The sequence below is a fragment of the Clostridium collagenovorans DSM 3089 genome (genome assembly GCF_900130005.1).
GTDB lineage: Bacteria > Bacillota > Clostridia > Clostridiales > Clostridiaceae > Clostridium_D > Clostridium_D collagenovorans.
Map to the genome: position 1 here is coordinate 533358 of NZ_FQXP01000003.1, position 17660 is coordinate 551017.

Here is a 17660-nt window from a genome sequence, read left to right on the forward strand (position 1 = left end):
AGAGGTAGTATATGAAACAAATAGAAGTATCTACACCAAGTAGAATATGTTTCTTTGGTGAACATCAAGATTATTTAGGTTTAGAGGTCATAACACAAGCTATAAGTATAAGGTTTTATGCAGAGTTTAAAGAAAGAAAAGATAATGTAGTAACAGTTAAGATAGGAAGCAGAAAATTTAATGAAGATACTGGAGAGGTTTATAATTGGGTAAACCATTATATAAATTTAAAAGAAGATATAGTTTATGAAAATAATAGAGATTATATCAAAAGTATTATAAATACCTTGAGAAAATCAGGATATTCATTAAATCAGGGTTTTGATATAAAGATGGTTTCGGATATACCTGTTGGAAAGGGTATGTGTTCATCATCTACTATGATAATTGCTATAATAAAAGCTATATTAGAAGGAATAGAGTCACAGGATAAGGATAACAAAGAAAAAATAGCTTATCTTGGTTATATTGCAGAGGTTGAAGAATTTAATGAACCAGGAGGAATGATGGATCATTATGCTTCAGCCTTAGGTGGTATTTTAAATTTAAAATTTTCAGATAAGCATCCACAAATTAATGAAATAGACTTTGAAATACCAGGAAAGTTTATTTTGTTTGATTCTTTACGTGATAAAGACACAACTAAGGTACTAGCTTCAGCGAAAACTCCAATAGTGGAGGCAATTAAGGAATTAGAAAATAAGGGTGTTAGAAGTTTTAAAGATTTAATATATAGAGAAGATAGAGACTATCTGATAGGTTTATTAAGTGAAGAAAAAAGAAAAAAAGTAATAGCCAATATAAGAAATTATTATATTTTAAAACAAGGAAAAAATTTATTATCTAAAGATAGATTCTTACCAGAGGTTTTTGGTAACTTGTTAAAGGCTCACCATGAGAACTTAAGAGATGCACTTAATATTTCTACAAAGGAAATAGAGCAAATATTAAGTGTAGCATATGAAAATGGAGCTTTGGGTGGCAAGATAAACGGATCAGGTGGCGGTGGTTGTTGTTTTGTTTATGCTAAGGAAGAGGATTGCCAAAGAATTTTAAAGGCTGTTGAAGACCTTGGATATGTAGGGAAAATATTAAATCCAGATAGTGATGGATTAAGGGTGGAGAAATAAATGAGGACTATTATTTTAGCAGCAGGAAAAGGAAGTAGATTAAATTCTGATGAAGCTGATTTACCAAAGGTCTTAAGAGAAGTAAATAATAAGCCTTTAATTGAATATGTTTTACATAACGTATCTTTTATAGAGAAGAAGGATACTTTTATAGTTGTGGGATACCAAGGAAATAAAGTTATACAGCATCTTTCAAAAGAATATAATTATGTTTTCCAAAGGGAGCAATTAGGCACAGGTCATGCGGCGCTAGTTGCTGAGAAAGATTTTGAGAATTATAGTGGAAATGTTCTTGTATTATATGGGGATATGCCCTTAGTTTCTAGTGATACTTTAAAAGAATTTATAAGTTATCATGAAAATCATAATTCTAAGTGCACTATTATGACTGGGATTTTTGAAACATCGCCAGCTTATGGAAGAATAATAAGAGATGAAAATAATAATTTAAAAGATATTATTGAAGAAAGAGACTGTACTGAAAAAGAAAAAGATATTAAAGAACTAAATGTAGGATTATATATTTTCAATAGTAAAATTTTATTTGAAGCTTTAAAAGAAATTAAAAATAACAACTCACAAAGGGAATATTATTTAACTGATGTTCCTAAAATTGTATTATCAAAGGGTGAGAAGGTTCATATTTATATAAATAATAAAGTGCAAGAACTTTTGGGAGTAAACACATTAGAGGATTTAAAAGAATGTGAAAGTAATTTAAAACTGTAATGAAATAATTATATTTATTTTAAAAATAAGGTTTTAATATGTGGATTTGAATAAATATACAAAAAAAATTAGATTTTTCAAAAAACTTTTGAAAAAGTATTTACTTTTCAGAAAATTTGGAATAAAATCTAATAGTAATATAAATTTAGAAAAGGAGGTTAGAAAGATGACAAATTTAATAATCAACAGAAATTACAATGTTGTTAAATTTAATAAGTTTAATTATTCATCGTCTATACCTCTAAATAAAGAAGATAACTATATTTAAGAAATTCTTTTATTATGTAGTTATTAACTATCCATTTACGTATATGAGTTATAGAGCATAGATGAATAATCTATGCTCTTTTATTTTGCACTATATGGAATAAATTTACTCATAAGTGGATAAGTTCTTTTTTAGGGGAACAGTTTTGGAAAAAAGGGGGTTAATCAATGAGATTATTTAAAAATTATATTTCAAAACATTTAAAGTTTTTAAGCATTCCAATATTAGCTATGATAATAACCTTATCAATTGATTGTGTTTTTCCATTGTTACAAAAATACTTTGTAGATGAGATTATTCAAGGAAATAAAGCTAGTTTATTAGTTATGTTTTTCTGTATTTTTGTAGGGTTTGCACTGCTAAGAGGGGGCTTAGGATATATAAAAGAGTTCATGTTTGATAAGTTTTCCTTAGATGTGTCTAGGGAACTAAGAGATGATATATTTAAAAAAATTCAAAGCTTTGAGTTTTCATTCTTTGATAAAAACAATACAGGAGAATTAATGTCTAGAATAAGTGAAGATGTAGACATAGTTTGGGAAACAATATCTTATGGTATAAGATTATTTGTGGAAGGTATAATTTTATTTATTATTTCCTCTACTTTAATGTTTTCAATGAGCATTAAGTTGACTATTGCATGTTTAGTTATTTTAGTTCCAGTGGCATTCTTAGGAATATCCTTTGAAAAAAAATTCTGGAATGTTTATTCTTCTATAAGTGATCAAACAGCTGAAATCAACTCAATGGCTCAGCAAGATATAGCAGGAATAAGACTAGTTAAGGCCTTTGCAAGAGAAAAGCATGAGATTTCAAAATTCTTAAAGGTTAATCAGGATTATTATGATTTAAATATAAAGAAAGCTAAAATACTTAGTCAGTTTATCCCACTAATTGAGTTACTTACTAATTTAGCACCAGTAGCTATGATTATATATGGTGGATTTTTATGTATAAAGCAAGAAGTAACAATAGGTACTTTAGTTGCGTTTAGTAGTTATATTTTAAACCTTTCCTTTTGTGTAAGAAATATAGGAGATTTAATGAACTTACTTTCACAAAATAAAGCTTCTTTAGATAAAATCTTTAAGATACTTTCTAGAGAATCTAAAATAAAAGCAAAGGATAAAGCATATAAACCAGAAAGTATAAAAGGGGATATTTGCTTTGAAAATGTTACTTTTAAATATGAAGAAGAAGTTGTACTAAAAAATATTAATTTAAATATACCAGCAGGAAGTAGTGTAGCTATTATGGGTGAAACAGGCTGTGGTAAATCCACGTTACTTTCACTAATAGGAAGATATTACGATGTACAAGAAGGAAGAGTTCTTGTAGATGGTGTTGATGTTAAAGAGTGGGATCTAGAATTTTTAAGAAACAATATGGCAGTTGTATTCCAAGATACCTTCTTATTTTCAGACTCAATTAAGAATAATATTGACTTTGGATCTAATAAAAAAGAGGAAGAAATTAAGCAAGCTGCAAAGGAAAGCTGTGCTTATGATTTTATAGAAGAAATGCCTCAAGGATATGAAACCTTTGTAGGTGAAAGAGGATTAGGTCTTTCAGGTGGACAAAAGCAAAGATTATCTATTGCAAGAGCTTTAATTAGAAATTCTCCTATTCTAATTTTAGATGATGCGACTTCAGCCCTTGATATGGAAACAGAATTTAATGTTCTTAAAAATTTATCACAAAAAGAGAAAGTTGCTACGACTTTTATAGTGGCACATAGAATCTCTGGTGTTAAAGATGCAGATATAATTTTATTTATGAAGGATGGAATGATTGTAGAAAAAGGAAATCACGAAGAATTATTAAGTGAAAAGGGAGAGTACTACAATATTTACTGTCATCAATTTCAAGATTTAGACTTAATTCAGGAGGTGAGCTAATATGGAAGAAGTTATAAAAGAAACCTCAAAAATTACTACATTGAAAAGATTACTGAGATATGTATCTTCTTATAAATGGAAGGCTATAGGAGTTATATTTTTACTTTTAATAGTAATGGGGTGCAATACCTTAAATCCTATGCTTATGAAAGTATCTATAGATAATTTTGTTGGATCAAGTAATGTAAAGGGTTTATTAGGTATAGGGCTAGCTTTAGTAATATTAAATCTAGTTGTTATGATATTATCTAAAATTAGAATACTTGTAATGAGCAAAATCACAAATCAAGTTTTAGTTGATATAAGACATGAATTGTATACACATATTCAAACCTTAAGTTTTTCTTTCTTTGATAATAGACCAGTAGGTAAAATTTTATCAAGGGTAGTAGGTGATGTAAACGCACTACAAAACTTATTAAATAGTAGTATTGTAAATTTAATACCTAATATATTCACAGTAGCTTTAGTTATAGTAATGATGATGATTTTAAATGTAAAGTTAGCTATAGTATGTCTTACAGTAATGCCTATTTTATTTATAGCTATGTTTTTAATAGAGGTAAAGTCTAATAAACGTTGGAGAAAATATAGAGATAAACGTTCAAGTCTACTTGGATATACCCATGAAGCCTTTTCAGGTATGAAAGTAATACAAGGTTTTGGAAGAGAAGACTATGCGCGAGATAAGTATGAAGAGCATTTAAATCAGCATGCTTCAGGCTTCATGCATGCAGTAAAACTACAAGATACCTTTTGGCCAGTAGTTGATATATGTCGAGGACTAGGAATAGCAATAGTATTATTAACAGGATATAAACTTACAACAGGAGATAATTTATCTCCTGGTACCTTAATGGCATTCATAATGTATATAGAAATGCTTTGGAGACCAATTATGAATTTATCGGCATTCTATAATGCTTTTATTACAAACCTTTCAGCAGCTGAAAGAATTTTTGATATATTAGATACACATAATGATATGGAACTTAAGGCAAGTAGTACAGCACTTCCTAAAATAAAAGGAAAGGTAACCTTTGAAAATGTAAGCTTTTCCTACGAAGATGATGAAACCTATGCATTGAAAGATGCAGATTTTATTCTAAAAGCAGGAGAAAAAATTGCTCTTGTAGGTGAAACAGGTGCAGGAAAGACAACAATAACTAACTTAATAAGTAGATTTTATGATCCAAGCAAGGGAAGAGTATTAATAGATGGTACTGATATAAAAACTGTAAACTTAGAGAGTTTAAGAAGTCAAATGGGAATAATGCTTCAAGACTCCTTCCTGTTTTCAACTACAATAAAAGAAAATATACGTTATGGAAAACTTGATGCTACAGATGAAGAAATAGTAGCAGCAGCTAAAGCAGTTAATGCTCATAGTTTCATAGAAAAATTAGAGAATGGCTATGATACTAATGTAAATGAAAGAGGTTCTAGATTATCCTTAGGACAACGTCAATTAATAGCCTTTGCAAGAGCCTTAATTGCAGATCCTAGAATTCTTATATTAGATGAGGCAACAGCAAACATTGATACAGAAACTGAAAGATTAGTTCAAAAAGGAATAAAAAAGTTAATGGAAGGAAGAACATCTATCGTTATAGCACATAGATTATCAACTATTAGAGACTGTGATAAAATTTTTGTTGTTTCAGACGGTGAGATTGTAGAAAGTGGTAAACACGAAGAGCTTCTAAAGAAAAAAGGATATTACTATAACCTTTACTGTGCGCAATACAGTTTCTTAAAAGAAGCCTAAATAAAATAAGTTGAAATTAATATAATAGAATTAACCCCTATGATAAACTCATAGGGGTTAATTTTGTTAAAGAGAGGATAAAAATAAAGTAACTTTAAGGTTAAAAGATAAAAAATATATTGACTTTTTTAACCATATATTGTTATATTATGTATAAAATATTAATAATTTAATAAAATGTAAATTAATTAGTATTAAAATTTTTATGGGAGGAAGATCATGAAAAAAAGTATTAAGTATACTGTATTGATATTTAATTTATTTTTTTATCTGTGTGCAACCAGAGTATATGCAACGGAAAATGATATAAAAATAAATGATAATATAATGAATAATCAGTATATAAAGCTAGCTGTAGAATTAAATGAAAAGGAGAGTGAATATTGTAGATTTTATTTAGAAAGCCTTAAAGGAAACTTAGATAGTGAGAAAGATGATGATAAAAAATTATTATATAATAACTTTTATTCATCTTATACTACTATAAATATTGATGGAGTAAAACATATATATGGACAAGGTAAAACTATACAAAAACCAATATATGATGAAAAAACTAAGAGCAATATATCTATTCAAAGTTTTGGAGATATAGAAGTGAAGCAAATCCTTAAGTTTGTAGAGGGGTTTACGGAAAATCATGAGGATATGCTTGAAATAAATTACTCAATAAAGAATAAGGGAAAAAAGGATAGTAAAGTATCATTAAGGGTAATGCTAGATCTGGCTTTAGGAAATGATGATAAATGTATATTAAATGTTAATAATGAAGAATTTATAGAGGAAAAAGAGGTTAATATAAAAGACCTATCATCATGGAGTGTAAGGAGTAGCAATGAAGAGGATATAATAGCATACGGTAAAATTGATGATAAAAATAATTACAATAAAATTCAGTTTGCAAATTGGGGCAGGCTTTATGATACTCCATGGGAGTATTCAATAAAGTCCTCAGAGGTGTATGATGATAGTGCAGTAGCAATGGTTTGGAATGAAGTTAACTTAAAAGTAAATGAGGAGAAATCATGTTCTACTTTATATGGAGTAAAAAACACTCTTATAGTTAAAGAAGATGAAAAAAATAATAATAACAATGTTGTGGATGAGAATAGTAACGTAAAAGAAAATGAAAGTGATACTAAAACTGGAGATTCTAATAAGTTAGTTATACTTTCTATATTAAGTTTAATAAGTTTAATTATAATTATCCTTTTAATACGTAAAAAAGGAGGATATAAATTAAATGATAAGTAAGTATTTAAAAATAAGCCATTTTAAAAGAAATATTGTGTTATTACTATGTTCCATAATGATAATAAATATAATTACTCCAGGGTTAAAGGTTTTTGCATCGGAAGAGAACTCTAATAAAGATAATCTGGATTATGTACTTTTCTCAAATAGTAATAAAAATAACTTGAAATTTAATGTGAATAGCACTTTCATAGAAGGAAATATTTATTGCGGAAATGATGTTGAGTATACAGGAGAAGAAAACCTATATATTAATGGAGATGCAAATATTTTAGGGGAGTATGAAATAAATAAATTTAATATAACAAAGGAAAAGAAAAATGAAAAAGAAAAGATGGCAAGTATTTTAGAAGAGACAGTGAAAAATAATAATTATGGAGCTGTTTATAAAGAAGACGTTGAATTCAAAGAAGATATCTTAGATATATCTAAATCTTTAAAAGTAGATGGGAGTCTATGGATTAATAGAACTGTACTTAGTGGAGAGGGATGTATATTAAGCAAAAATGACATAAAATATGATGCTATTAATGACAAAAAGAATCAATATAATGTATTTTTAGGATCAGAGGAAGGAAATATTACTATATCGGGCAGTGATATAGTAATTAATGGTATAATTTATGCGCCAAAAGGAAAAGTTAAAATCAATGCTAAGAAACTTACAGTAAGTGGTGCTATATACGCAGATAATATAGAGTTTAATGGTACACAGTTAACTGTAAATAAAAATGAAAAACTAGTTTCAGGACAATTATTTAAGCCAGATATAGTTATAGAAGAGACAGGAGAATTAAAAGAAAATAGAAAAATAACTTTAGATATATCAAAAAATAAGGACTGCGATATATTAACAGAAAAAAACACAGTATGGTCGATCACACCTATAAATCATAGCAATAAAGACACGTCTAAGGAAGAATCAGTATTTATAGATGAAGAAAACTCAAATGCATTCACCAAAAATTTAATTATAAAGCATTCAGGAGAATATTTAGTAAAAATAAAAACAAAAACAAACAAGAGAAGTTATGAGTACGAGAAGAAATTAATTATAGGAGAAGACAAGGCTCCAATAGCTGATTTTACAGTAAAGCCAGTCAATTTAAGAGGAGAAGATAAAAAAGCTAAAGTAGAAATAAAAGATATATCATATTCAAAGGATGGAGATACAATAGTAAATCGAATATGGAGTATACAGTATGACTCCAATAACAATGGAGACTTCAGTGATGAAGAATCTAAAGTAATAAGTGATAGAAATGAAACATCTGTTACATTTGAGACAAGCAATGTTGGAAAATACAAGATAGAATTATATGTAGAAGAAACCTTTGATAACACAATAGAAAAGTTTATATCAAAGGAAGATTATAAAACTGCTAATACCGAAAATAAAATAGTTCAGCAAAAGATATTTATGGTGGATAATGTAAAACCAGAAGCATCTATAGAACTTGAAACAGTTCCAAAGACAGATTTGGTTTTCACTGTAAGTAATGCTGATACAGACAAAATAAATAAATATGGAAGCAAGATAGAAGAACTAAAAGGGTCATTAGAAGATCAAGGAATAAAAACTAATATATCAACAGTTACAACATCAAGTTTAACAGCACAAGATAAATTTGCTTGGAAGGAGTATGATCATTATAACTATAGTGATTGGTATTTACCTACATTAGAAAAACACATAATATATGAGAAAAATAATATAAAGATGCTTGGTTACTCAAGAACACCATTAAAAGATTTTCTATTTGTAGATGATAAAAATTCAAGCCAAAAGATATTTAACTTTGACATTCAAAGAGATACTACAGATTGGCATAGTATTGAAGGGGGAGGATTCTTATTTAACACAACTATAGAAAACAATAAAATAAATGGATACTGTATACTGTTAACGCAGCAGGGCTTAAAGCTAGTACAAATAAATAATGCTAATTTAGATTCTTTCCAAAATGGGGGATATGAATATGTACAAAATGCTGGAAGATTACTGCAAAGCTTTCCTATAAGCAATTTATATGCTAAACATCATATTAAAATAGTTGTGGACTCACGTAGTATCTCAGTTTGGGATAATGATAAAATCATAATTGATAATTACAAGCTTCCAGAAGAAAATATAGGCTTTGGATACGGACCAATAACAAGTCATGCTAGTCATGGATGTAGTCAACAATCATATTTTACCTTTGAAAATATAAAGATGGAAACAGTAACAGGGAAAAGTTTAGCGAAGGTTTTAGAAGGATATGATTGGACAGAAGGAGCTAGCAAGTATGTAATTAACTTAAGTGATGAAGAAGTACCAGACTTTAAAGGGGACAAGCAAGTAGGAATAGTTTCTAAGAGTTTAATAGAAAACAATATAAAGTTTGCTGGCATTGGTAATGAAAAAAATAAAGCTCAATACGAAAAAATTCTAAAAAATACCGATGGTATTTACTTAGATGGAGAAGATATTTTAAAATCAATGGACACCTTAAGTAACTATGTTATGAGTAATGAAATTTCTAAGGATTATAGTGTGGATAGATATATAACCTTAGAAGATGAAATTTCCTATAGAAATCATTACAAGGATTATGAAAATGATGAAATTGAAGAAGAACTTTGGGAATATGAACATGATCCTAAGATATTTGATAATGAGCTCAAAGAAATTGAACTTATAAGTCAAAACGAACCAATAACTAAGTTTATTAAAACAGGAGCTTACTCAATAAGAGTAAAAGTGAGAGATAATCCAGTTGGAAATCAAGAAGGATTAGATGAGTATAAAAAGTGGTCAGATGAAAGCATATTCCAAAAAGTATTAATTGCAAATACAAGACCTATTGCAGATATGGATGTAAATGTATATAAGGATTCTAAGAGCAAGGAAAGCTGCATTATTAATGTGGTTAATAAGAGTTTTGATAATGACCATAAGAGCTTTGAGAATAAAGGTATAGAAGAAACAAATTACAAATGGAAAAATATAAAAGAAGACAAATGGAATGAGGGTACAATACCTAACAGGGCTAAAGTAGGAGAAACCTACTTATTAGCTTTGACAGTTAAAGATAAAGAAGGAATCTTAAGTAATCCATGTGTAAAAATAATAGAAACTGATTCATTAAAGGAGCCAGAAATAGTAGAGGATAAAGAAGCACCTAAGATATATATAGATTTAAGCAAAATAAAAGCAAATGTTGGAGAAGCAGTTGAAATTAAAGCTTATGCAATAGATAACATGGGAGTAGATAACTTCGAATTATATATAAATGATGAAAAGGTTATAAGCAATCCAGGTAGAATTTTTTATACTGGAAATAAAGAGGAAATAGTATCTATTGAAGCAAAAGCTAGAGATATTTATGGTAATGAGTCTACAGAAAAACGAGAATTACAAATAATAGATGATAGAGATAAAATTCCTCCAACAATAGAAGTAGACAATATATTACAGGAATCCCTTAATACATCTCCAATAAAAGTAATAGGCACAATTAAAGATAATATAGCCTTAAAGTACTATAAATTAGAATACAAATTAAAAGGAACAGAAAACTTTGAAACTTTGAAAGAAGAAGCGAAAGAAGTAAGCAATGGAATAATAGGAGAAATAAATCCTAATATATTAGAGAATGGAACTTATGAATTAAGAATTAGTGCAGAAGATGTAGCAGGTAATAGAGTATATGTAACCTATGAGTACACTATAAACATAGAAGAGGGAAGTAGACCAACAGAAAAGGATACTGAACCACCGAAAATTACTATAGAATTATCTACTACGAAGGCTAAACTTAATGAAAAAATAAATGCAATTATAAAAGTAGAAGATAATAAAGCTGTAGAGAAAGTAGAAGTGTTTAAAGATGAAAAATTAGTTATGAATAGCCCAGGTGAAATTGAATTCAGTGAAGCTACAGCAGGGATAAGAAAAATAAAAGTAATTGCTTTGGATAAAGAAGGAAACAAATCAATAAAAGAAGCAGAAGTAATGATTATTGATGATAGAGATAAAAATAGTCCAATAGTAAATATAACTAGTCCATTAAATGGGGAAGTAGTAAAAGATAAAGTTAGTATTAAAGGTACTGTAAAAGATGACATAAGCCTAGAGAAATATAAACTACAATACAAAGCAACAGCAAGTAATCAGTTTATTACCTTTGCAGAATCAACGCAGTGTAAAGAAAACGAAGAAATAGGAATATTGGACACCAATAATTTACAAGATGGAAATTATAAGGTTAGATTAATAGCAGAAGATAAAGGTGGAAATACGAGTATTATTGAACATGAGTATATAGTAGACAATAAAAAGAAAGTTGATCCAGATGAACCAGGACAATCAAATCCTGATATAGAAAGTCCTAAGATTAAAATAGCTTTATCAAACTACACTCCGGAAATTGGGGAAGAGATAAAGGGATATATAAGTGTATGGGATAATGTAAAGGTAGCAGAAGTTAAGGCATTTATTGATGGAAAAGAAACTCAAATAGTTAATAATCAAATATCCCTTACAATAAATGAATTAAAAACAGTTTTTATAGAGGTTACAGCCTCTGATGAAAGTGGAAATAAATCCAGGCTTGAAACTCAGTGTACAGCTTATAATAAGGAAGATAAAATTCCACCTAAAGCTGAAATCAAAGAAATAGAAGAGATAATAACTAAACCAACTACTATAATTGGTACTGCAAAGGATGAAACTGAATTAAGTAAGTATGTACTAGAGTATAGAGAAAAGGGAGACATTAAGTTTAATCAATTCCATGAGTCAGAAGTGGAAAAAGATAATGAAGTATTGGGGAAATTTGACCCAACTACTCTTGGTAATGGTATATATGAAATTAGACTTAAGGCAATAGATAAGGGTGGCAACGAGGCTACTTCAATAGCAACTGTAATAGTCGAAGGAAAGATGAAGATAGGACATTTATCTTTAGGATTCCAAGATATAACAGCTAATTTATCAGGATTAAACTTATCTTTAAATCGTAATTATGACAATAGAAATAAGAAGAATGGAGACTTTGGAATAGGTTGGACTTTAGGATTAGATAATATTAAATTTTATGAAAGAACTAAATTAGGAGAAGGATATGAACAAATAAAACAAGGTTCATTGCTTACTACTACTTATGTTGTTAAAGAAACGGAACCACATGATGTAATGATAAACTATGGAGATGGAACAAGTGATAGATTTAAAGTAGTATTATCACCAAAGCAGCAATTATATGTTCCGTTATACTCAACCAACATCGAATTTGAGTGTATTACTAATCCAAATATCAAACTTGAGATAAATGGAAATAAGGAAAAGTTTATAGGTGGTAAAGTAGGATATGTTGAAAATATAGATGATTTTGATCCGCAAGAATTTATTCTTACAACAAAAGATCAAAGTAAAATATACTTCAACAAATATACAGGAATAAAAAGCATAGAAAGTATTAATGGAGATAAAATAAAAGTTACTGAAAATGGATATGAACATTCTAGTGGAAGAGGAATTACCTTTAAAAGAGATAGTAAAGGACGTATAGTTGAAGCTAAAGATCCAGTAAGCAATGTTACATCATATAATTACGACAATAATGGAGATTTAGTATCAGTAACTAATCCTTTAGGAAACAAAGTACAATTCAAATATGATGATAATCATAACATCATTGAAATGTTAGATCCTACAGGAACACCAATAGTAAGAAATGAATATGACGAAGCAGGTAAGATAATACGAAGTATAGATGCAGAAGGGAATGTAATAGAATATACTCATGATATTGATGGAAGGCAAGAAGTAGTAAAGGATAAACTAGGTAACAATACAATATATACCTATGATGATGAAGGCAATGTTTTATCTGTTATTGATGCATTAGGCAACAAAACTTTAAATAAATATGACGATAACAATAACCTAATATCCTCAACAGATCCATTAGGAAATGTAACTAACTTTGAATATGATAGTAAGAACAACTTAATATCATCAATAGATAGTCTTGGAAATAAGATCAACAATACATTCAATGATAGAGGACAACTAACGAAAATACAGGGTATGGGTGTTACATCACTATTGGTAAATTATGATGAAAATGGAAATGTATCAGATGCCTCTGATGCAGAAGGAAATAAAACATCATATAGCTATGATAAAAATGGAAAGCTAAGTGGGGTAACAGATAAATTAGGATCACTTTTAAATGTAGTATATGACAGTAAAGGTAATGTAACTTCTACAATAGATGCAAATGGTAACGCTACAGAATATAACTATGATGATTTAGGAAGATGTATAAGTAAAAAGATAAATAAAAAAATAGTAAATCAAGATAGTAAGAAAAAATCGAATGACACAGAGGTTTTGACCGAGGTTTATGTATATGATAAATTAAATAATATTATTCAAGTTATAGATGCAGAAGGAAACATAAGTATAATAGAATATAATGTGAGTAATAAAGTAGAATACGTTTTAGATGCTAAAAATAGAAAGACATCTTATCATTATGATAAACTAGGTAATCTTACAGAAATAAACTACTATGATAATACAAAAGAAACCTTTAAATATGATGAAAAAGGTAATATGATAGAAGCCATTGATAGAAATGGTCAAAAATTAACTTATACCTACGATAAATTAGATCGTTTACTATCAATAACTCTAATTAATGGAAGCAAAAAAGAATACAGTTATGATGAGAAAGGAAGATTAAAAACTGAAAGTTCCTTATCAGGTGAAGTAACGAGTTATGAATATGATACACTAGACAGAAATACATCTATTACAGATGCATATGGAAACAAGATTAAATTTACCTACAATAATGCATCTAAATTAGAAACAATGACAGATGCACTAGGAAATGTATATAAATATGAATATGATAAAAATGGTAATAGGACTAAACTTACTCTACCAGATTTAACAACTATGACTTTAGAGTATGATGAGAGAGGAAGAGTTGTTAAAGAAATTAATCAAAATAATGAAGAAACAAACTATAAGTATGATAAGGTAGATAATTTGGTTGAAGTAAAGGATGCCTTAGGGGGAAGATGGAAGTATCAATATAATGAAGTTGGAGAATTAGCAAGTGTAGAAGATGCTAATAATAATATAACTAAATATCAATATGATAAATTAGGTAGACCTATAAAAGTAATATCTCCACTTGGATATGAAGCAACAACTACCTATGATGAAATAGGAAATGTAAAAAGCTTTACCAACTATAGTGGTATTAAGACAACCTATGAATATGATGAAGGCTATAGATTAGTAAAAGAGACAATTAAAGATGATACAATAGAATATTTCTATAACAAGTTTGGATTACTAGAAAGTGTTATAGATAAACATGGAGAAACAAAATATAAGTATAATGAACTAAATTTATTAGAAGAAAAAACCTTGCCTAATAATGTTAAGTTAACTTATAACTATGATAAAAGTGGAAGAATATCTAAGTTTATAACTCCTTATGGTAATACATCCTATGAGTATGATAAGCTAGATAGAATTCAAAGAGTAGTAGGAAGAAATGGCGAAGCAACAGTATATGAATATGATGCATTAGGAAATAGGACTAAAGTAAAGTATGCTAATGGAGTAACTATGAAATATAGTTACGATAAGTGTAGCCGTTTAGTAAAAGAAGAAACATTAGATAAAAATGGACAAGTAATTTCTAAGTACTTATATACATTGGGTAAATGTGGAGAAAGATTAAAGGTAGAAGAATTAGATCAAAGCATAGAGTATAAATATGATGAGATTAATAGACTCATAGAAGAAAAAATTATAGGATCTAAGAAAGAAAAAAATTATAAATATAAATATGACGCTGTAGGAAACCGTCTAAGCAAAGAAGAGGATGGAATTGAAACTACTTATAAATATAATAAGTTAAATCAATTATTAAAAGAAAATAAAGAAAATTCGGAAACATCCTATTCATACGATAAAAATGGAAGCTTAATTAATCAATACAGCGGTGAACAGAATGTAGCATATAGTTACAACAATAAAAGCCAATTAATTAACACAACTATACAGAAGGGATCAGAAGTAAGTATAGAGTCCTATGAGTATGACTTTGAAGGAAATAGAATTGAAAAGACAGTAAATGAAGAAACAATAAACTATATAGTAAATACTAATGATTACCTTGCTCAAGTAGTTGCAGAAGTAGATGAAAGAGGAAACTTATTAACTTACTATAATAGAGGAGAAGAGTTAATAAACTTAGAAAGAGAAGGGAATAGAGAAAAGTCAAAGGAAATAAAATATTATTTATATGATGGACATGGAAGCGTAAGAGCCTTAGTAGATAAGAATGGAACCGTAACAGATATATATAAATATGATGCCTTTGGAAACATCTTAGAAAGTGAAGGAAGCACAGAAAACAGCTATCTTTATGCAGGGGAGCAGTATGATGCCAATACAGGATTCTACTATCTAAGAGCAAGATACATGAATCCAAAGACAGGAACATTCGTAAGTATGGATGAATATCCAGGAAGCGTATATGATCCAGTAAGTCTACACAAGTATTTGTATGCAAATGCAAACCCAGTGATGTATAAAGATCCAACAGGATATTTTTCATTAGCAGAACTACAAGTATCTACAGCTATTTCAACTATATTGGACTCTGTTCAAGTGATGCAGATTAAAAAATTCTTCAATATAGTAAATGCATTGACGACAATAGTAGATACTGGAAGTACAGTGTTATCATTAATTAATGGAACTGCAAGTTTATCAGATGTTTGTGCAGCATTAGCAAAGGGAATGTTAACAGGAACACTGTTAAATAAGATCTGTGCAATTTCAGCAGTAAGTGTTATATTAAAGCCGATACTTGTGGTCATGGATTTAGTGCCAATCTTAGATGGTATACAACAGGCATTAAAGGATAAAAATTATCCATTAGCAGGTTTAAGAATACTTCAAGGGCTAGCGGCAATCTTTGGTGGAACACAATCATGCTTTGTAGGAGAAACCTTAGTAAGCACGGAAAATGGCGAAAAGAGAATAGACGAAATAAAAGAAGGAGAATACGTCTGGGCAGAGAATATAGAAACAGGAGAAAAAGAACTAAAGAAAGTACTACGAGTATATGAAAATGAAACAGATAAAATAGTTCACATAAAGGTAAATGGAGAAGAAATAGAAAGCACAGAAAATCATCCATTTTATGTAGAAGAAAGAGGATGGGTAAGCGCAAGTGAACTAAAAGTAGGAGATAAATTAAGAAGTAAAGAAGATAAAATAGTAGTTGTAGAAGAAGTAGAAATAGAGCAATTAAAAGAAAAGATAAAAGTATACAACTTAGAAGTAGAAGACAATCATAACTACTATGTATCAGGAAATAAAGTACTAGTTCATAACACATGTAAAGAGGGTGGAGATAAAGCTAAAACAGGTCCAAAACCATTCGGGACAGGACCACATAATAAAAAGATAGCAGAGGTAGCTGATTCCGTTACAGATGGTACAGTTATAGCAGGTGGTCAAAGGTTACCAGAAAGAGGATTTAAAACTCCGAATGGAAAAAAATCAAGTAGAAGACCTGATATTTTAGTTGAGAAACCTGATGGGTCAATATATGGTATTAATTTAGGAAAGACAACTAAATCTGGAGTACCAATTAAAAGAGAAGTAGAAGCTCTGTATGATTTAGAGGATATTGGTATTGATATGCATTTTGTTCCGTATTTTAAATAAGGAGGATAACGCGAGATATGGCTAAAATTAATTTTCAATTTCATGCAATAAATGATGAAGTAATAGAAGTTATTAAGAAGTCAGTTTTACAATACAATTTATACTTAGTTTCCATACAACTATTTCCTAAATTTAGTTGCGAGATAATAAGAAAAGAAGAGTTTAATGAAAAAGAGGATATTATATATAATAGCAGAATGATATTATTATATAATTATGAACCAAACGTATCAGTAAAAGATTATAATGATTTTTTAGATAAAAATAATGATAGTCTTATATTTGAGATTGGAATGCAAAAAGAAGAGGAGCTAAAGGAATCAAGAATATCAAGTATAACAGAAAATAAAGATACATTAAAAATATGGAAAGATATTGTTAAAAGATTTAAAAGTACTATGTTAAAGGGAGCATGGGTTGTTAATCCGAGTAATGGGGCAAAGGAGTATTACAAAAGTCATTGTTATACTTCATCAGCAAAGGAATTGTTTCAAAAAGGTATTGAAATTTTACCTTATGCTGGATGGAGTAAGTATATATTGAATAAAGAAATGATATAGTATAGACAGCAAAATATTGAACTAACTAGATGCAAAATTTTTAGTAGTTGTTACGCATGCTTCAAAGATAAGTATAATATTGAATTGTAGTAAATAAATTCACTGCATAATATTAATAATGCAGTGAAAGAAATTAAAAGGTTAATGTTTCATGGAATAGAGCATTAATCTTTTTTTCAAGTAATGCCAAGTATAGAAATGCAAGAGGTAGCATGATAAAATAAGAGCAATAGATTATAGGAATATAATGTTAAAAAATCTAGCTACATAGCACTAAAAATGGTAAGTGATAAAAA

The 17660-nt window shown here is 28.7% G+C and carries 7 protein-coding genes; all 7 read left to right on the forward strand.

Annotated elements, in window-relative coordinates; translation table 11 throughout:
* The first annotated feature begins 11 nt into the window (after nucleotides 1–11).
* The 7 genes from BUA48_RS02615 (at nucleotide 12) to BUA48_RS02645 (ending at nucleotide 17364) form a co-directional block, all read left to right on the forward strand.
* Nucleotides 12–1130, forward strand: coding sequence for a GHMP family kinase ATP-binding protein (locus BUA48_RS02615; protein WP_072829776.1), 1119 nt, complete (start codon nucleotides 12–14; stop codon nucleotides 1128–1130).
* Nucleotides 1131–1859 (forward strand): sugar phosphate nucleotidyltransferase, encoded by a 729-nt coding sequence (locus BUA48_RS02620; RefSeq protein WP_072829778.1) that lies wholly within the window; start codon nucleotides 1131–1133, stop codon nucleotides 1857–1859.
* Nucleotides 1860–2294: 435 nt separating this feature from the next.
* Entirely contained in the window at nucleotides 2295–4025 is a 1731-nt protein-coding gene (locus BUA48_RS02625) for an ABC transporter ATP-binding protein (RefSeq protein WP_072829780.1), read from the forward strand.
* A gap of 1 nt (nucleotide 4026) precedes the next feature.
* The gene (locus BUA48_RS02630; RefSeq protein ID WP_072829782.1) at nucleotides 4027–5793 is read left to right on the forward strand and encodes an ABC transporter ATP-binding protein; all 1767 of its coding nucleotides are present in this window, start codon (nucleotides 4027–4029) and stop codon (nucleotides 5791–5793) included.
* Between the two features lie 219 nt (nucleotides 5794–6012).
* On the forward strand, nucleotides 6013–7047 hold the full coding sequence (locus BUA48_RS02635; protein ID WP_072829784.1) for a hypothetical protein: 1035 nt from the start codon (nucleotides 6013–6015) through the stop codon (nucleotides 7045–7047).
* The gene (locus BUA48_RS02640; protein WP_072829786.1) at nucleotides 7037–16804 is read left to right on the forward strand and encodes a polymorphic toxin-type HINT domain-containing protein; all 9768 of its coding nucleotides are present in this window, start codon (nucleotides 7037–7039) and stop codon (nucleotides 16802–16804) included. The genes BUA48_RS02635 and BUA48_RS02640 overlap by 11 nt, the downstream gene beginning before the upstream one ends.
* A gap of 17 nt (nucleotides 16805–16821) precedes the next feature.
* Complete coding sequence (locus BUA48_RS02645; protein WP_072829788.1) at nucleotides 16822–17364, forward strand: hypothetical protein; 543 nt, start codon at nucleotides 16822–16824, stop codon at nucleotides 17362–17364.
* The last annotated feature ends 296 nt before the right edge of the window (nucleotides 17365–17660 follow it).